Annotated in this window: 19 protein-coding genes; 9 read left to right on the plus strand and 10 right to left on the minus strand. The window is 41.9% G+C overall.

The window, feature by feature from the left end:
• Positions 1-237: HEAT repeat domain-containing protein (locus tag KDK67_RS10335; protein WP_250868706.1), on the plus strand; the 237-nt coding region annotated here is incomplete at its 5' end.
• Positions 238-652: 415 nt separating this feature from the next.
• On the opposite strand, the gene KDK67_RS10340 is transcribed toward KDK67_RS10335, so the two are convergent.
• Complete coding sequence (locus tag KDK67_RS10340) at positions 653-931, minus strand: metal-sulfur cluster assembly factor (protein WP_250868707.1); 279 nt, start codon at positions 929-931, stop codon at positions 653-655.
• Positions 932-1,047: 116 nt separating this feature from the next.
• Between KDK67_RS10340 and KDK67_RS10345 the strand changes: the two genes are divergently transcribed.
• The 4 genes from KDK67_RS10345 to KDK67_RS10360 all read left to right on the plus strand — a co-directional run bounded on the left by KDK67_RS10345 (position 1,048) and on the right by KDK67_RS10360 (position 2,613).
• A complete protein-coding gene (locus KDK67_RS10345; RefSeq protein ID WP_250868708.1) occupies positions 1,048-1,389 on the plus strand; it encodes a PRC-barrel domain-containing protein in 342 nt (113 codons plus the stop codon).
• Between the two features lie 82 nt (positions 1,390-1,471).
• On the plus strand, positions 1,472-1,657 hold the full coding sequence (locus KDK67_RS10350) for a hypothetical protein (RefSeq protein ID WP_250868709.1): 186 nt from the start codon (positions 1,472-1,474) through the stop codon (positions 1,655-1,657).
• A gap of 120 nt (positions 1,658-1,777) precedes the next feature.
• Positions 1,778-1,945 (plus strand): hypothetical protein, encoded by a 168-nt coding sequence (locus KDK67_RS10355; protein ID WP_250868710.1) that lies wholly within the window; start codon positions 1,778-1,780, stop codon positions 1,943-1,945.
• 293 nt (positions 1,946-2,238) lie between these two features.
• Positions 2,239-2,613, plus strand: a complete 375-nt coding sequence (locus KDK67_RS10360; protein WP_250868711.1) for a YkgJ family cysteine cluster protein — start codon at positions 2,239-2,241, stop codon at positions 2,611-2,613.
• 304 nt (positions 2,614-2,917) lie between these two features.
• On the opposite strand, the gene KDK67_RS10365 is transcribed toward KDK67_RS10360, so the two are convergent.
• Positions 2,918-4,258 (minus strand): tripartite tricarboxylate transporter permease, encoded by a 1,341-nt coding sequence (locus KDK67_RS10365; RefSeq protein ID WP_250868712.1) that lies wholly within the window; start codon positions 4,256-4,258, stop codon positions 2,918-2,920.
• Between the two features lie 251 nt (positions 4,259-4,509).
• On the opposite strand from KDK67_RS10365, the gene KDK67_RS10370 reads away from it, so the two are divergent.
• A complete protein-coding gene (locus KDK67_RS10370) occupies positions 4,510-5,019 on the plus strand; it encodes a DUF6141 family protein (protein ID WP_250868713.1) in 510 nt (169 codons plus the stop codon).
• 56 nt (positions 5,020-5,075) lie between these two features.
• On the opposite strand, the gene KDK67_RS10375 is transcribed toward KDK67_RS10370, so the two are convergent.
• From KDK67_RS10375 to KDK67_RS10395, 6 genes are all read right to left on the minus strand, one after another.
• The gene (locus KDK67_RS10375) at positions 5,076-5,930 is read right to left on the minus strand and encodes an HD domain-containing protein (RefSeq protein ID WP_250868714.1); all 855 of its coding nucleotides are present in this window, start codon (positions 5,928-5,930) and stop codon (positions 5,076-5,078) included.
• A 156-nt stretch (positions 5,931-6,086) separates the two neighbouring features.
• Positions 6,087-7,196, minus strand: coding sequence for an adenosylcobinamide amidohydrolase (locus tag KDK67_RS10380; RefSeq protein ID WP_250868715.1), 1,110 nt, complete (start codon positions 7,194-7,196; stop codon positions 6,087-6,089).
• Positions 7,197-7,266: 70 nt separating this feature from the next.
• Positions 7,267-7,914, minus strand: a complete 648-nt coding sequence (gene pyrF, locus KDK67_RS10385) for an orotidine-5'-phosphate decarboxylase (RefSeq protein ID WP_250868716.1) — start codon at positions 7,912-7,914, stop codon at positions 7,267-7,269.
• Positions 7,915-7,983: 69 nt separating this feature from the next.
• Positions 7,984-9,933, minus strand: a complete 1,950-nt coding sequence (acs, locus tag KDK67_RS10390; RefSeq protein ID WP_250868717.1) for an acetate--CoA ligase — start codon at positions 9,931-9,933, stop codon at positions 7,984-7,986.
• Between the two features lie 689 nt (positions 9,934-10,622).
• Positions 10,623-10,757: a hypothetical protein gene (locus KDK67_RS14330; protein WP_276575130.1), complete on the minus strand. Its 135-nt coding sequence runs from the start codon at positions 10,755-10,757 to the stop codon at positions 10,623-10,625.
• Between the two features lie 175 nt (positions 10,758-10,932).
• Positions 10,933-11,310 carry a hypothetical protein gene (locus KDK67_RS10395; protein ID WP_250868719.1) on the minus strand — a complete coding sequence of 126 codons (378 nt, stop codon included), beginning with the start codon at positions 11,308-11,310 and terminating at the stop codon, positions 10,933-10,935.
• Positions 11,311-11,669: 359 nt separating this feature from the next.
• Between KDK67_RS10395 and KDK67_RS10400 the strand changes: the two genes are divergently transcribed.
• Positions 11,670-13,688 carry a sodium-translocating pyrophosphatase gene (locus tag KDK67_RS10400; RefSeq protein WP_250868721.1) on the plus strand — a complete coding sequence of 673 codons (2,019 nt, stop codon included), beginning with the start codon at positions 11,670-11,672 and terminating at the stop codon, positions 13,686-13,688.
• Positions 13,689-13,985: 297 nt separating this feature from the next.
• On the opposite strand, the gene KDK67_RS10405 is transcribed toward KDK67_RS10400, so the two are convergent.
• On the minus strand, positions 13,986-14,441 hold the full coding sequence (locus KDK67_RS10405; protein ID WP_250868723.1) for a hypothetical protein: 456 nt from the start codon (positions 14,439-14,441) through the stop codon (positions 13,986-13,988).
• Positions 14,442-14,609: 168 nt separating this feature from the next.
• Between KDK67_RS10405 and KDK67_RS10410 the strand changes: the two genes are divergently transcribed.
• Positions 14,610-15,515: a hypothetical protein gene (locus KDK67_RS10410; RefSeq protein ID WP_250868724.1), complete on the plus strand. Its 906-nt coding sequence runs from the start codon at positions 14,610-14,612 to the stop codon at positions 15,513-15,515.
• Positions 15,516-15,569: 54 nt separating this feature from the next.
• On the opposite strand, the gene KDK67_RS10415 is transcribed toward KDK67_RS10410, so the two are convergent.
• Positions 15,570-16,478 carry a TIGR00269 family protein gene (locus tag KDK67_RS10415; protein ID WP_250868725.1) on the minus strand — a complete coding sequence of 303 codons (909 nt, stop codon included), beginning with the start codon at positions 16,476-16,478 and terminating at the stop codon, positions 15,570-15,572.
• A 536-nt stretch (positions 16,479-17,014) separates the two neighbouring features.
• Between KDK67_RS10415 and KDK67_RS10420 the strand changes: the two genes are divergently transcribed.
• On the plus strand, positions 17,015-18,412 hold the full coding sequence (locus KDK67_RS10420) for a right-handed parallel beta-helix repeat-containing protein (protein ID WP_250868726.1): 1,398 nt from the start codon (positions 17,015-17,017) through the stop codon (positions 18,410-18,412).
• The last annotated feature ends 366 nt before the right edge of the window (positions 18,413-18,778 follow it).

An 18,778-nucleotide genomic window follows, 5' to 3' on the forward strand; every position in this document is an offset into this window, starting at 1 on the left:
AAGAAGAGACTATTGAGAGCAGCTGCTGAAGCTATTGGTTCCATTGAAAGTCCGAAAGTAGTTGATTTACTGATAAAAACTCTTTCTGTAAAAGATGCATATGTAAGAAAGCGAGTGGTTCTTGCACTTGGAAAGTTCAATAATAAAGAAGTAATTGATGCTTTGAAGACTTGCTTGAATGATAAAAATATACAAGTCCAAAAAGCTGCCAAAAAATCATTAAATCAGTTAAGATAAATTATGTGAGTTTTTATTTTTTGAATAAAATCTTAAAATTATTTGATGAGGCCTAGCTTCTTGAGCCTTGCTTTAATTTCACCATCTCTTTTTCAACTTTTCTTTTTAAAATCCAATGTGGGAGCCTACTTTATATCACAACTTCAATCCACTTTCCTCTCCAAAAAACCGTTCATTGAAAGTGACTCTGTCACACTACCAATTGTAAGATCCTACACTGAACCTCAATAGTTAATTAGTATATCACAAAAAGTACAATATCACCGGTAGCAATATCACTCCCATTGCATACGACCTTCATATTTTCATAAAAGATGCTGACACGTCAAGTGGTATTGCTGTCCTGAATCTCATCAGACCGAAGAGATCAATAAATAACAGCCTCATCAGCATTAATCCTGCGAGAATTTCATTCTCATTCGTTTTTTGATATCCGATCAGGTGTCCATGGGGGTTCCCAGACCAATTCGACTTCTGCCTTCTTTATACCGTCAATCGATTCAACCTTCTGCCTGACATTATCCAGTATCATTGCGTACATCGGGCAGCCAGGCGTTGTCAGGGTCATCTTGATATGGGCTCGGTCGCCTTCAACATTGACATCGTAAACCAGTCCAAGGTCCACGATATTGATCGGGATCTCGGGATCATAGCATTTCTTAAGAACTTCCATCACGTCTTCTTCAGTGACCATGTTCAACCACTCCTTATCCTTTTACATATTGTGGTAACACCTAAATAGTTTTATCTCACATTCTTATTCTGGGTATGATAAATGCCTGTTGAATTAGTTAAAGGGGGAAATACAATATGGCAAAACCTAAGATGTTATCTGTAGAGACAATAGCCAGGGATCCTATCAAGGATGCAGAAGGAAAAGAAATTGGGACTTTCATAGACTTTATGATAGACTTGGAGCAAAATTGTATTCCATACGTCATTGTGTCGCTCAAAAGTAGGGATGGATATGTTGGCATTCCTTGGGGAGTTTTCAAAGCAGGGGAAAAACACAGTTTCATTCTGGATGTTGTTAGCTCCACGCTGGATAATGCACCCGGTTTCTCAGAGGATAAATGGCCCGATGTAAGCACTCGCGAATACGAAGAAAAGATCTACAAGCACTTTGGCTGTCCGCTTTGTGTGAAATGCTAAATTGCATCAATTTAATATTACAGGGACTTCATGTGCAGGTTCCTGGACTTTCTTTTTTAATCGCTTTTCATGAGTCTTGTTCATGGCGAAAGCTGGTAGGTCAGGTAAACTCGACCCCCGAAGTCCTATAAACCCCCTTGTGAGAACATTGAATGTGGGATGCCCTACAATCTCGCTGTCCAGTTACAGGTATTTCCTATCAGACGTTCTGCAACTGCATGAGCGGATTACAACGGCACTTAAACAAAGACTCGTACAATGGTGTTGATGAAGATGTTTTCGTCTTATGCTGTGTTGCAATGATATTTTTGAAGAGCGCTGAGTTTAAGTTGAGGAAGAACTTTTTGATGTGGGATAATGTTGATAATAATAAAACGGCGGATCTGATATGACTGATAAAGAAATTAAAATGGTTAGTATGTGTAGAAACTGTGGTTCATGTCTGAACGAAAAGGAGTGGGAAGTTTCTTCTCTCTATGTTTGTGAAGATTTTGGTGTTCTATGTGAGGGAGAAAAAGGACACGCTGGAAAGAAGCTGTGTAAATGCTCAAATTGAACTTGTGGATGCTCTTAGTGCTGTTACTATTTTAATGAAAATCATGAAGTTTTCTTCGTATGCTGTGTTGCAGTGAAAAGATAACTTTATGACATTATAAGTTCTTTTGGTACAATATGTCCGCAAAAATATCCCCTCGGAAAACACCGTTATTTAAAAACATTAAAGCCATATTGAAATACTATGATTGCTTACCCGAATGCGGAGCTAACTGTTGTAAAATTCAGCCTATTGAGATTGATGACGCTGATTGAAACGTATTGCATAAGATTTCAAAAGAAAAGGTTAACAATTTGGATGAGTTTGTCAGCCAAGGACAGAAATTCTATCGTATGAGCTATCCATGTGCTTTTCTATCAGAATCAAATAAGTGCAGTGTCTATAACCATCGGCCAACGCCTTGTAGAATATATCCTTTTAGCGTTTATGAAGAATCGTTTAATCTGGAAATCTATCCGTGTTATGTGGGTGTATCCATTTGTAACGATTTTTTTGATTATCTGAGAAAGACAGGAACATATGTTTCTGACGAAACAATCGAAAATATGTTATCAGCTAAAAAACTTCTTTATAGCGATGTTGAAGGGAACCCCGATTTAGATCTTGTTGGTATTCCTTTTTCTGAAATCTCAAATTTCAAGAAATATCTCCACGAGAAATATCAGTAATCCTGCTTCCTTTTTGCATGTGCCAGTTAATTTTATTTAAGTTGTTAACGCCGTTGACATTGCAATTAAAGAACCTCCACATGATGCAATTAACGGCACTATTTCCCAAACCAGTGTAACATAGATCCAGAGCAATTGCCTATGCTGTAGGGTCACCGTCCAATTTTGAAGAATGTAAACGTGATTATGAAGTATTTGGAAATACTAAACTATCTTCAAACAAAATAATTTCACTGCTCAAATAATATTTCGAGCATGTTCACGAATGTGTTTGAAAATTGTAGAAGGCTCCGAGAGTGGCATATCACAGAAAGTACAATATCACCGGCAGCAATATAACTCCCATTGCATGTGATCTTCGTATCTTCATAAAGGATGCTGACATGCCAAGGGGTATTGCTATCATGAATATCATCAGGCCGAAAAATCCGGTGAAAAGCAGGCTCATCAGTGTAAGTCCTGCGAGGACTGTGATGCATATTTTCGAATAATCGAGCTTTGCGAGTAACCTGTGTATGTTGTTTCCGATCTTAATGGTCGAGAAATATGAGAGGAACGCCGTAAGGGATATCACGATAAGGAAAAGGAGGATGAACTGTTGGTCTAAACTGGCTGCATCTATTATCTCGTTGATGGCCACCATTGCTCCACTACGTGTTTTTCCTATTACTGCAAGGGCAAATAATCCGAAGATCGCATTTGCGGTGTTCACCCCTGATACTGCTATTATGAACTCCTTTGATCCCTCCATCTGTTCATCGAAGTCTTCTTCTTCGATCACTGTCTCTTTTTCAAAATCACTTCTTATGAACAGTCTCGCAAGAACCGCGGCTATGGATGAGGATATTCCGGGAAGCCAGGCTACAATGGACCCGGCTGCACTACCTGTTATCACTCCCCTGATTATCCTTTTTACAGGAAGTTCCATCTTCGAATATTTCTGTGGGGGGATACTGGAACCTGAGAACAAACTGATAATAAGCTGGGATGCGCCGAAAAGCCCGCTGAGAAGTGGAAGCAGTATTGACGCAGACCCCATGTCTATCAATGGGTTCATGTTGCTTTCCATCCTGAATGCAAAGGTTCCCAGTATTCCTGTGAGGAGGAAGAGGATGAGGGCGTATGCTTTGTATTTGTATTTCACAAGGGAACCTTGGTTTATCACACGTTCTCCTTTTTCCGTCATTATAAGGGCTATGGATATAATCAGGAGCAACCAGCCAAGGTAGGATTGCAGGACAGGGTAGAGAATGCTGAAAGCAAATGCCAGGGGGACTGCAAGTAAGAGCGAAACAACAACGGAACCGGCACTTCCAAGTGCGGACAGGCGTATGGCCTCGGACCCGTACCCATCGAGCAACAATCGATGTCCGGGGAGGACTGCCAGTGCCATGTCATCGTTCGGAGCGCCAAGATATATTGCCGGGATGATGTCATGAAAACTATGGGACAGGGAATTTGCAACTATGGCTACTGCTATATATGTTGGAGGGATGCCCCAGTCCATGAAAATGGGGGATAATGCCACCAGCATAAGTGCGAAGTTGTTCGTGTGTATCCCGGGCACAAGTCCTGAGAATATCCCAAGCGTATATCCGGCAAGTACGGACAATAGTAGTATCAGGACGGAGACCTCAATATCCATGTTCCTTGTTCATATAAACTTTTAATTTATTTTCCAGTAGCTATTAATTAACTCTATTGTTGCTTTTTTTTAGAACTCTTATTCTGATTTTTTTTACTTGATTGTATCTTTATTGTTATAAAGATTTCACTTTTTTTTAATTTTATGATTATTTTATTATCAATTTTTATTTGGAAACGCGATTAATTATTTATGCATTTGACTACATTTAGTCAAACATTAAGATATATGGAATTAAAGTGGGCATCAACATGGTCGAAAATACTACGCTATTCAGTGAAACACAAAAATTCAGACAATATTGGCTCATTATGATATTGCTAACTCCGTCAGCGATTACCTTTTATGGAGCTTACCAGCAGCTTATTCTTGGTATTCCGTTCGGTGACAATCCCGGATCTGATAGTATGGTCGCCTTGTTCGCAGTGGTATTCGGTTTCTTCTTTCCTGCCCTTATCCTTTCAATGAACCTCAAAACAGAAGTTAGGTATGATGGCCTTTATGTACGCTTCTTCCCCTTCCATCTTTCATTCAAAAGGTTTGAATTCGATGAGATTGCCAGCTATCGTATAGTGACCTATAATGCCCTCAGGGATTACGGTGGTTGGGGCATACGTTATGGACGAAAAGGAAAGGCATACAATGTCAGTGGCAATGGCGGTATAATGCTCGAGTTCAAAAATGGGAAGAACCTTATGATAGGTTCACATGATCCGCACGAATTCCTGGATGCAATGAATAAAGCTGCCAGAACTGCCTGAGACTTCCAGGCAGCTCATGCATTCGTTTTTTCAGTCTATCTGTTTGAAACAGTTGTTCAGAACAGTTGTTCAACACATTTCTTATACTCTTTGAAAACAAAAGTATCTGCAATGGTCTGGGGACCTGTTGTAAATGCTTCGAGCATTGAACTGTAATACCATTCTTGCTCGTCCTTTGGTGCATTGAACCTCTCCCATACACTCTCTCCATCTCTTTCGAGATCCTGTATAAGTTCTCTCAGATTTGCAAGTTTATCAGCACAGGAGAGCAGCTTCACTTCTGACATTGCCCTTGAGATGGACTTTATCATGTATTCTTTGCGTGCTTTCCAGCTCACTGCACCATCGCCTTGCCTTAGTTCAGTAGGTTCTGTTACCGCATTGACATAATCGCCTACCAAAGGACCGTATCTTCTTCGAATATCGACCGGGGTGAAATCAGCATCCTCTACAATATCATGCAACAAACCTGCAAAGATAAGCTCAGTAGATGCATTCTCTTTGATCAGTATGGAAGCAACGTCTATCGGATGGGTGATGAAAGGTGTTCCTGACTTCCTTTTGTTCTTACGGTGTGCATAGTTTACAAAGGCGAACACATCTCCAAGCTCGGTAAGGTCCTTCTCCACCTTCTCGCCATATCGTTCATCCAGTTCCAGCAACTGTATACGGTAACCTGACATCCTTGCGTGTTCATAGACGCTGAACTTCCCGTCCTCTTTAATAACTATCATTTGATGAACATCGCTTCTCCATATCTTTCTTGAAGGCTCTTCGGACCAGTCGTCAATATACATGAACAATTCCGGCAATTCGATCTCTTCTGAAGGATGACCGGAGTGAATCAATAATCCATTACCTTTTTTCTCAGTATTGTCACAATATTTGATGATGATCTCTCGTATTTTCATGAACAGAACTCCGTTTTCTTATCTACTGATTGTCTATAAGGATTGATATCCTACAGTTAAACATTTCGAATATTCCAGTTATAGGGGTTGAACTGATGAGGGTAATAAATAATGTAGGAATTAAAAATAAAATGTATGTCCCAAGGTTCGACAGGGTTAGCTGTTCTTTATGGTCCAGGCTGTTACTCGTATCCAATTATCAAGAATTGTATCATGATCGTTCAATATATCGTGAAAGGGTAACTCAATATCAATATCGAAAATGGAAGGCACTTCTCTCATGATGGCAAAAGCTGCTTTCCTGCCGGAATTTTCCGGCATTAGTCCCCATGATATCTCGTCTACTATATGAAGGACGGATGCTGTCAGGCTTACCAGTGTCGGGTCCTTTGCAGCTCTGCGTAGTTTCTCTATAAATGCTGGCTTCTTGTTCTCACCTTCAAGGGTGGATGCCACTTTCCAGTACATGGATTCGTCCACTTTGAACCTTTCAAGCCTGACAAGCATATCTCGTTGCGTAATGGCTGTAATTCCCGACTGCATCCCTATGGACTTGATGACGGCTTCTATCATGCATTTCCCTATAAGTTCCCCTAATTTGGAATGCTTGCCTGCATCCGTAAGTCTGATAGGGCTTGTGCCATCTGCCACAATTATCATCATATCGGTTCCGGTACCTGTGGCTATGCCACTGGAATAGCGGCTGGGGGCCATAAGCTGTTGCAGTGCAGCGGTCTTAGCTTCGGTTGCAGTCATCAAAGCCCGTGTAAGGGCATAGTCCGGAAGGTCTGCACCAATGAGCAAAATAGCGTTTATCGTTCCTCCGACAGGTTCGAAGCGTTCATCTTCCTGATAATAGGAGGCTTCATCTCCGGCACGTCCGCCGTTGATCTCCACTCCTCCGGTGACAATGACAGTGACCTCCAGACCTCTGAACGAATTTGAAACTACAACAGCGTTCTCCATGCTTGCTGTCGTAAGCATCCCTGTAGCATTCTCAGGTTTAATTCCAAGTCTTTTAGAAACTATCTTCAGATATTCTTCAACATTTCCGCCTTCAAGGTCGGCTGCACCATGGCTTCTGTGAGCGATGGTGTGGTTCAGGACGCTTTCGATGTTATCGTTGTAGCCACCGTTAAGCCAGGAAGTGCTAAGCGTCTTTCTTCCCTCTGGAAGTTCTACGATAAGGGAACTGTCTTGCATATAGATGACTTCCTTTCCGGAAGTTTCTAAAAGTATCTTTCTTTCCATCATATCATTGCTCATTGTATCGCCTCAGTACTCATAGGGCTCATCACATATTCAGGCCAGTTCATCATCACAGGCGAATACAATATCAGCAATTCATTTCATCGCATATCTTCTTTGCGACTTCTGCCGGAGAATCGGAATTATAGATACTTCTTCCGACTATTACCCAGTCAGCACCTGCCCTTATAACATCGGCAGCACTGCCTCCCTGAGCTCCCACACCCGGTGAGATAATGCTCAGTTCCTCTCCGATGATCTTACGTATGTCTTTTACTCTTTCAGGTCTTGTTGCAGGCGCTACGACTCCTGATGCTCCTGCTTCCACTGCCATTTTGGCGATATCCTCGGCAACCGGGCGGAAGAACTCCACACCACCTGGGTGGCTCATCTCTGTGACCACATAAACATCAGTTCCGAAATCATTAGCAACCTTCACACAGGAATCAAGACTATCGCGACCTGTGAATCCGTGGGTAATGATCCCGGCAGCTCCGGCATTGAACACGTGTTCACAGATGAGTCTGTCAGTATTGGGTATGTCGGCAACCTTGAAATCAGCGATAACGGGTGCAATTTCCACAAGTTCCTTGACTATACCAAGTCCTTCTCCAAGGACCAGTGGATATCCTACTTTTATAGAATCCACATAGTCGGAAACTTCATTAGCGATACGAAGGGCATGCTCTCTGTCAGTTACATCCAGAGCAAGGATGAGTCGGTTCTTTTTTTCCATTGGGCAACTCCTTTAAGGTCCGGTATCTCACCAGCCGAACATACAATGGCTGGTTCGTTTTATTTTAGTTCATTGTTCCCCTATCTCATTAACCTTTCTTTTCAGATCTTCAACAACTGCCGGATCCTGGAGTGTGGATATGTCCCCTATCTCCGTTCCATTCGTAATAGCCTTTAGAACACGCCTCATTATCTTGCCGCTTCTCGTCTTTGGCAGCTCCTCGGTGAAGATGATCTTCTTAGGGCGTGCGATAGGTCCTATCTCGTCCACTACATGCTGCTTCAATTCATCTTCAAGGAGTGAACAGGAATCTCCGCAGGATGAGTCAAGGATCACATAAGCATAGATGACCTCTCCTTTTATCTCGTCTACTTTTCCATCAACTGCAGCTTCGGCAACCGAAGGGTGTGAGACCAGTGCACTTTCGATCTCCATTGTTCCGAGCCTGTGACCTGATACCTTGATGACATCGTCCAACCTTCCAAGTATCCAGAAATTACCGTCCTCATCCTTACGTGCACCATCACCGGCAAGGTACGTATCGGTTCCCCATTTGCTCCAGTATGTGTCAATGAATCTCTGTTCGTCCCCGTTTATGGTCCGTATCATGCTTGGCCACGGGTTCTGAAGGGCAAGGTAGCCTCCTGAGCCCATTGGCACTTCATTGCCTTCATCATCAAGGATGTTGGCTTTTATTCCCGGGAACGGGCGTGTTGCAGTTCCCGGTTTCATCGTGGTGATGCCCGGCAATGGACTTATCATTATCATTCCGGTCTCTGTCTGCCACCATGTATCAACGATGGGGCATTTCGATTTGCCTATGATCTCATAGTACCAGAGCCATGCTTTTGGATTAATGGGCTCACCCACACTTCCCAGAAGTCGCAATGAGGATAGGTCATACTTTTCTGGGATCTCGTCTCCCCATTTCATGAAAGTGCGTATTGCGGTAGGTGCTGTGTAGAATATCGTCACACCGTATTTTTCAACAATGTCCCAGAATCTGCCCTTGTCCGGGTAATCAGGTGCTCCTTCGTGCATTACAATGGTGGCACCGTTGGAGAGAGGCCCGTAGACAAGATATGAGTGTCCTGTGATCCATCCGATATCTGCAGTACACCAGAAAATGTCATCATCCTTTAGATCGAAGATCCAGTTCGATGTCACGTGTGTCCCGACCATGTAACCGCCGGTCGTGTGGACAACTCCCTTTGGTCTGCCGGTAGTTCCACTGGTGTACATGATGAAAAGTATGTCCTCTGAATCCATGGGTTCAGGTTCGCATTCAGAATCCATGTTATGAATGACATCGTTCCACCATACGTCCCTTTCCTTTTTCATTGGAATTACGTTTGCGGCATGATCGACCACAATTACCTTTTCGACCGCCGGGGCATTTTCAAGCCCTTTGTCGGCTCTTTCCTTTTGCTGTATGAGATTTCCTTTGTGGAAGTAACCATTACATGTTATGACAAAACGGCTATGTGCATCTTCCACGCGCTGTGCCAGTGCTTCTGATGAGAAGCCAGCAAATACGACACTATGGGGTGCACCTATCCTTGCACATGCAAGCATGGCTATGACAGCTTCCGGTATCATTGGAAGGTAGATGGTAACGACATCTCCTTTCTTCACACCAAGCTCTTTCAGACCTGCAGCAAAACGAGCAGTTGCATCCCTGAGTTCTTTGTAGGTGTATGTTTCGGAGTTCTCCATTTCTCCTTCCCATATAAGTGCGGTCTTATCACCATGCTTTAGGACATGACGGTCAAGACAGTTGTAGGATGCATTCAGTTTTCCACCGTTGAACCATTTTGCATGCGGAGGCTGCCAGTCAAGGACAGTGTCCCATTTTTTGAACCAGTCAATGTTCTCGGCCAATCCCTCCCAGAACCCCTCGATATCAGCCTCAGCTTTTTCATATATGTGAGGGTCGTTCATATTGGCATTTTTTACAAAATCTTCCGGTGGTTGGAATTCCTGTTGCTCTTTAAGTAAAGATTCTATTGTTTCTGTCATATGTCCCCAGTCCATATTTTTTTAATGTCGTATATAAAAGTTAACGATTAATCCTGTATATGTTTAGTGGTCTATATTTCACTCTTTTCAATAATTCTTGTATCATCTTATTTTTGTATTATGAATAATAATTTGTTCTCATATTCTTTTGAAAATAAGTTATATTCTAGTTATTCATAGCACTTTCTTATCGAGATATTTTCATATCGATCTTGAATGTATGCTTAATTTGTTTAATTTTTTAAATATTAATATTATTTAATAATACGAATCAACAAATTATTGATACTATGTTACTTTCATTCAGCGTATGACCTTTGATCACAAAACTGTAAAAGATGAAATTGCAGGCTGTAGGTACAATATTGAGACTTATTGAAAGGGTGCAGGAAAAAAGAGTGTTCCTATTTACTTATCTCCCATTGATAAGTGTGCTAAAAAATGTATGCGATAGCATAGCTTATCTTGAGAATGGAACTATAACAAGAATAGAGGAAATGTGATCTGTTCGTCATATGATAAGCGCAGGTATTAAAAAATTTGGGAATGGGGAGTGTGGTGGTACGTCTAAGAAACTACCTGCGCCATATGTTCTTTTGTTAACAATGTTATAAATAAATTGCGAATGTTAATCACTTCTTATTTATATTTAACTGTTCTGTCAATATCGGTTAGTTACTATTGGATCGTTAATATTTCCTCGAGCGGAACATCTGGGGCTGAAGCAGTGGTGGATGGTCTTCTTTGTAACGAACATTGTCCTTCTTGAACCGTTCGGACCCTTCTCCGGTTATGTTCAAAAAGATGTTCTCTTCCTTTTTCACATTACCTTCCTCGACATGGCGTACGGATATGTGCGCAAAAGAGACATTTCGTTATCACAATGCAAACGATAATCAACACCGTGATCAGTTCCGTATTGCATGCATTTTATTGTGAGATATCTCCTGGTATGAATAACAAAAAGGTCCATTATGTAGTTATTGAAATATCTTCTTTTCAGATCTGCTGATAGAATATACTGGGAGTTGCTCTGACATCGTTTACAGTTTTGGTCTGTCCATTGGGGTAGATGACTTCCATGGAATGCACTATGGTGTCGAGATCACGGCTGTCGTGGAGGTAGTAGTCATCACTGATCCTTGAGACATCCTTTAGCGATATCTTAACAGTGTCATATCCAACTTCCTCTATCTTTGCATTCTCATATTTTGAGAATATATCCATGAATGAGGATTCAAGATACCTTGTACCAAAGGCAAGAATGTACATTCTGGCAAAGAAATTGAGGTTATATGTTACCGTTACCGAGGCATCGGTCTTGTCAAAGCTCATGACCACTTTATCAAGGTGGATGATATCATTATTTTCTGGCATAGCGTATGCGCATATGGGTAGAAATGTGGAAAAGAGGACCAATAATATTACTATGAAAGAAAATGATCTCATATTCAGTTGAATTGTATTACAAGTAAATATTAGTAACGCAAAATATGAAACTATTGGAATAATTTGTATTTGGCGGGTCTAACACATGTGAAATCCGCAGAGAGTGCAACAATTTAACATTTTACAATCGATACATTCATATCTTGTGTGTTCTATTTCAACCTGCATTTAGCATCTTATATAGTTGAACGATTCGTTCCTTCAATGGAGCGATAATTCAGTGACCTTTATATAATGTATCATATTGATCAAATAATTATTAGATCTAAACAAAAAGGAGTATGAATATGGATAGTTTAATTTACCTTGCCCCTCTGGCAGGTATCGTAAGCTTGGCATTTGCTGCATTCTTTGCTTCCGGTGTTCTTAAGGAAGGAACCGGCACAAAGGAAATGCAGGACATATCACTTGCGATCCAGGAGGGTGCTATGGCTTATCTGAACCGTCAGTATAAGACCATAGCTGTAGTAGCAATTATTCTTGCTGCGCTTATGTTCTTCCTTCTGGGAGACGACAGTGGCAAGATCGCAATAGGATTCATCGTTGGTGCAGCTGCATCCGCACTTGCTGGATATGTTGGAATGAACGTATCTATCAGGGCTAATGTCAGGACAGCACACGCAGCTTCAAAGGGCTTGCAGGAAGCAATGTCCGTCGCATTCCGCGGTGGAGCTGTAACAGGACTTGCAGTAGTAGGTCTTGCACTGCTGGGTACCAGTGGTTTCTATATTATTTTCGGCGATGTTGACCTTGTGATCGGATTCGGTTTCGGTGCAAGTCTTATCAGCCTTTTCGCAAGGGTCGGTGGAGGTATCTTCACAAAGGCTGCCGATGTCGGTGCTGATCTTGTAGGTAAGATCGAGGCTGGTATTCCTGAGGATGATCCAAGGAACGCCGGTGTCATTGCTGACAACGTAGGTGACAATGTCGGTGACTGTGCTGGTATGGGCGCAGATCTGTTCGAGACATATGTCGTTACCGTCCTTGCATCAATGCTTCTTGGATCCCTTATCCTTGAAACATATCCAAACGCAATCCTTTACCCATTGATCCTCGGTTCAGTGGCTATTTTCGCGTCCATCATTTCCATGTTCTTCGTGAAGGTCGGCAGCGATGGAAAGATCATGAAAGCACTCTATAAAGGAGTTGCTGTATCAGCAATTCTTTGTCTGGTTGCATTCTACTTCGTGACCGATTCCCTCATGGGTGACATGAGATTGTACTACGCATCCATCGTGGGTATTATCATAATGGTATTGATGGTAGTATTTACAGAATACTACACTTCCACAAGCTTCCGTCCGGTCAAGACAATTGCCAAGGCATCCGAAACCGGTGCTGGTACAAACGTCATCTCCGGTCTCGCTATTGGATTCGAAAGTACGATACTCCCAGTGATAATCATCATTGCAGGTATCCTTGGTTCCTACTTCATTGCAGGCGGTGCAACAGACCCTGCATTAGGTGTTTATGGTATTGCTATTGCAGCAGCAGCAATGTTGTCCACAACCGGTATGATCGTAGCACTTGACTCATACGGTCCTATCACCGACAATGCCGGTGGTATCGCTGAAATGGCAAAGATGCCTGAAGAAGTACGCAAGATCACCGACGCACTCGATGCGGTCGGAAACACAACGAAGGCTGTAACAAAGGGTTATGCCATAGCTTCTGCAGCACTCGGTGCAATGGCGCTTTTTGCAGATTACAGGTACAAGGTAAACCTCGAAGCAGGCTCGCTCAGCCTTGACAACCCTATTGTTATTGTTGGTCTTCTTATCGGTGCACTGCTTCCATTCCTGTTCACTGCTGTCACAATGAAGGCAGTAGGAAAAGCAGCATTCGCTATTGTTAACGAAGTTCGCCGCCAGTTCAGGGAGATCCCTGGTATCATGGAAGGCACCGCAAAGCCGGAATACGGTAAGTGTGTGGACATCGTAACTGCAGCAGCTATCCGTGAAATGGTAATTCCAGGTATCCTCGCGATCTTCGTTCCACTTTTAGTTGGAGTCGTGCTTGGTCCAGAGGCTCTTGGCGGATTGCTTATCGGTATCATCGTTGCAGGTCTTCTCCTCGCTCTTACAATGAATAATGGGGGAGGAGCATGGGATAACGCAAAGAAGCTCATTGAAGACGGCCAATATGGCGGAAAAGGTTCCGATGCTCACAAGGCAGCAATTGTCGGTGACACAGTCGGTGACCCATTCAAGGACACATCAGGTCCTGCACTTAACTCTCTGATCAAAGTCGTGAACATGATCGCTATCCTGTTCTCTTCTCTGTTCATCGGCAAGGGATTGTTCTGATTCGAACAATTTAAAAACGAATTTCGGGTCGGGAATATCCCGGTCCATTTCTTTTCTTTTTTTCTAATTTCAGTTTAATTTCATTGCTTTGAGTATATTGTCGAATGCCAAAGCTTAAGCTCTTCATCTTTGATCTTTCAGAATAATGAGGATGGCTGAAGGTCAGTAATAGAAGTTATTATATTTGGAAGAATACTTCTTCCCGTCAGCCAATTTGCTAATAATTCTATATGTATCGATAGTCGATCACTGCTTAAGGATTAAACGCGATATGGATTTTATCGATTTATCTCAATTTTAAGCATCCACCATCTCAAAGAGAACTCCACGCCGTGTCAGTTCTTCAGCTATCTCTTCATAGAATATTCCGGTACCTACAACGTTGTCATGTGTGAATGCCTCCACACGTCCTGCAGGACCGCCAACTGTTGTTGTCTGTGCACCACACGAAGGACTCTTGGGAACTCCCAGTACCTTAATGGCATAACCTTCCTGATAGAACTGTTCGATCATGTCTGCAAAAGGCTCAAAGAGTGAACGACAGAATCTCCTGTAATTTGGATTTTCAAGCTGGTCTCTGGTAATTTCCCTTCGGGATGCACCAAGATAGATCAGTTCCGGACATGGCAATTGTACAATGTTCTTTCCCTTTGTATCAACCAATGGAGGTGCCTTTATCCCTTTAAGCCTTGAACTTACATTTGCAAGACAGTGCCCGATAACCAGTATTTCCTTCCCCTTATTTTCTTCCACCAAAAATTCCTCCTCACTTGTTACTATTTAATTTCTGTTAGTAATTAAAGATGTGGCAAATATTGTTGTGCTGATGTTAAAGTGATCAGATCATCACAGATATTATATCTATGTAATATTTATATAATGTCAGCTACGGTTTAAGCCTGTCTCAAGGAGCTACTAAAAATGAATGAAGATCTTGGAAGAATATTGAATAAAGGGTTCGGCACCTGGTCGCATAATTATGGAATTGCTGTTCCTTTCTTTTTGAACATGATGGCATCGCTTTTCATTCTAATGATGGCTGTTTTCATAATACCGTTCATTGTAGCTGCAACGTCAATGTCTGATATTGGGGGCGCATCTTCACTCACAACAGAAGAAAGCATGGAGCTTCTCATGTCTCTGTTCTCTGATAATATTGTTTTAGTTCTGGTGCTTGGTCTGATAGCATTTTTAGCCATCTCATTTGTCCAATCATATTTTGAGGCAGGGGCAATAGGAATGGCACAGGCGGCATCAGCATCAGGGCATACGACCTTCGATGACATGTTCCGTGCAGGAAAGGACAATGTTTTCAGTCTTTTCCTTACAAGGATCATCATCTCGCTGATCTTCCTCGCGGGAATTGTGTTTATAATTCCTGGTATGCTCGTCATGGGTGACTTCAATTCATTTATTGATAATCCTGAAAATGCCCTTCTTACAAGTATGTTATTAATCTTCGGGTTCTTACTATGGGGTCTTTACGTTCTGATAATCGATATTATCTTTAGTGTTGTCAGATTTGGTCTTGTCCTGGACAGCCTCGGCCCCATGGAAGCCCTTGAAATAGGTTACAGTTTCTTCATGAACAACAAGTTAGTCGTATTTCTAATGTACCTGGTAGTGATCGGGATGTCGATAGCGATTAATCTTGTCGGTGAGCTCATCAGCTATGTGGAAGTACTTGCGAATGCATGGATATTTCTAAGTTTTGTTCTATCCTTTGCAGTGATACAGCCTCTTGTGACTGTATGGTGGACCCGTCTTTACATGGATCGGACTGGAAAAGAACTCTATGACATAAGCGATCTGCTCGAGTATCCCTGAGAACCAGCTTAAAAAATAGGTAGTAGAAGAGGCAATAGATAAGACCTACTGGATTCAACTGCGTCCAAGCAGTTTACAGGCCTGACATAATGATGCTGTACAGGTCTCGCCGCATACCCGGCATTTTGAGAGTTCAGCCTGAGGGTATTCTTTGGCGATCAATCCCACCGTTTTATCGAAACCTCTCATAATGGAATATTTGGTTCCGGGATGCCTGACCTCGAACTCATTTATCATATCCCTGACCTCCCCCCTCAGGGCTTCATGCGCATAAGGACATTCGCTCATATCGAAGGGCAGCTCATTGACGATCGCATACAGAGCCACTTCCTTTTCGGGAACTTTTCTCAGAGGTTTTGCACGAAGGACAAGCCCCTCGATCGCCCGCGGAGGTGAGAGCCTTATCATCCTATCGACATCTCCTCCGAGGTGGTTCATCATTATCGTCTGTGCTTCATCATCAAGGTTATGGCCGGTGGCAAGTTTGGTGGCACCTATCTCATTTGCGATCTTGTTCATGAGCGATTTTCTTAAGACACCACAATAACTGCATGCACCAAGTTCTCTTTCCTGTGCTGTCAGTTCATCAAGGGTCTTATCATACTCATCTTTAAAAGAGCGGACAATATGTCTGATACCAAATTCGGATGTCAACTTTCTTGCCTTTTCCAGAGTTTCCTCGCGGTACCCGGCTATCCCCTCATCAATGGTAAGAGCTACAATCTCAATATCTCTTCTCATGCCGAATATCTTGTGTAAAAGGTATAACAGTACAACGCTGTCCTTTCCTCCGCTCAATGCCACGGCAATGATGTCACCTTTTTCGATCTTATACTGCTTTCTGATGGTGAGTTTCACCTTACGTTCAACATCTTCGATAAAGTGTCTCTTGCATATGTGCATACCGGAGTATTTCTGGAATATGATGGCGTCCCTGTTACATTTCATGCATTTGATAGGCATTGGGAAGAGCTCCTTTCCTTCTCAAAAGGAACTATTATATTAGAACTTTGGGGTAATGGGGGATTTGTCTGAAGTTCGAATCTTATCCCTCGCACAGAATGTCGGGGATATAGGTAAGGATGAAAAATGCAACCCTTCTAAAATTTTAATAACTATAGAGTTCGAATCTTGTCCCTCACACGTTTTGAAGGGGATATAGGTAACTCTATTTTTTTGTACGAGGTTGTGCAAGCATTATACACATCCACAATTCAAACATCTGAGAAAAGGTAACTCGATTTTTTGTACACTATATTTTTATGAACTTATAATTTCCGCAAAAAATATTCGTTTAGTTATATCCCAAAATGATGTAGTAATAAATTTAATCTGAATCTCAGATTAACAATATTTTTAGAAATTCGTTTTCCAAAAAAAAGTATTAATACTTTAAAAAACCATTTTTTAAATATATAATAAATTCGGCATGTATCTTTTTAATTATTTGGTGGGGGGGTAAGAAAATGATTAAACAGAGTCTACTGATTTGTTTTGTAATGGCTTTAGTATTAATGACTTTTGGGACTGCATCAGCAGGCACAATCACAGTGAACAACAGCACTGGACCAGTAGCAAATTTCACATCGATACAGGATGCTGTAGATGATGTAAATACAATGGCTGGGGATACCATCCTTGTTTACTCAGGATTCTATGAAGAAAACGTGGATGTGGACAAGGAGTTGACCATAATATCCCATTCCGGGAATCCGGATGATACCATTGTTAAAGGTGCCGATTCAGGTGACTATGTCTTCTATGTAAATGCAAATAATGTGGGTATCAGTGGCTTTCATGTAATCGCATTCCCAAATTATACTATCAGCCCGGGTGTAATATTACTTGAGGGAACTGAGGGATGTGTTGTTACTGACAACATTGTATTCGGTGACACTAATTCCATGTCGGGTATCACGCTTTCTCATTCCAGCAACAACACGCTGACCAACAACACGGTGACAAGGGTCAGTTGTATAGACCTGTCTTCCGGCATCAAGCTTTCTTATTCCAACAACAACACGCTGACTAACAACAATGCATCGGACAACGGTTGTGGCATCTGGCTTTCTGATTCCAGCAACAACACGCTGACCAGCAACACAGCATCGGACAACGAATACGGCCTCCATCTTTGGAATTCCGACAACAACACGCTTACCAGCAACACAGCATCGAACAATCTCATCGGTATCGTCCATCTGGGTGGTTCCAGCAATCTGCTGACCAGCAACACTGTATCGGACAACCACGGCGAGGGCATCTATCTGAGTGGTTCCAACAATACGCTGACCAGCAACACTGTATCGGACAACCATTACGGCATCTATCTGCGTGATTCCATTGACAATTTCATCTACAACAACTACTTCAACAACAGTGATAACGTCGATATGCGTGCCTCTAGCACTGGTAACATCTGGAACATCACCCAAACACCTGGTACAAACATTGTAGGTGGTCCCTATCTGGGTGGTAACTACTGGGCAAAACCGGATGGCACAGGTTTCAGCCAGATAAATTTAGACATAGACCATGACGGGTTCTGTGATTTTCAATTTGATTTTGCCGGAAACACTGATTATCTGCCTTTGCATCTGTATGAAGCTCCGGAATTGACTCCTATCGAAAAACTCGAAATTCTCAAAGAATATGTGGATGGTCTGGATGAGGAGGATGCAGATGCTTCTACCAAACATGTTCTCGATGTAAAACTCGACAACGTGATTAATAAGCTCGATAAAGGAGATGATGACAAGGCTATCAAAAAACTGGAGGGTTTCATTAAATTTGTTGGTATAATGGAACGACAAGATAAGTTAGGAGATGAGCAAGCTGAATACATAACCAATGAAGCAAATCGCATCATTGAGCTGATACGGAATTCAGAAGGGTAATTTAACCCTTCTTTAATCTTTTGTTTGATAAACTAACTGAATCAAAGGATAAATTTTACCTTTATATTAAATGTAAAATCACAATCAACAATACCCTCTCAACATTTCCAACATCTCCTTAACATGAGCATTGAGAGTAAACGGCATATCACCCATAGCATAAGCTCCTAACTTTTACATTTCATTCAAGAATGTCAAAATATGTACGCTTGTGGAGTGTAACTGCTTATACCTGACATTTATAGTTAAAACCCCAAATTATTAGACTAATTCGTTATATAGACTGTTCCATGGTTAGACCTGAGGGGATCTTTATTGAACGGCATATGACCGTTGAAGAGTTAGACAAGCAGATAAAATTAGAGA

The sequence above is a fragment of the Methanococcoides seepicolus genome, from assembly GCF_023684405.1.
Classification (GTDB): domain Archaea; phylum Halobacteriota; class Methanosarcinia; order Methanosarcinales; family Methanosarcinaceae; genus Methanococcoides; species Methanococcoides seepicolus.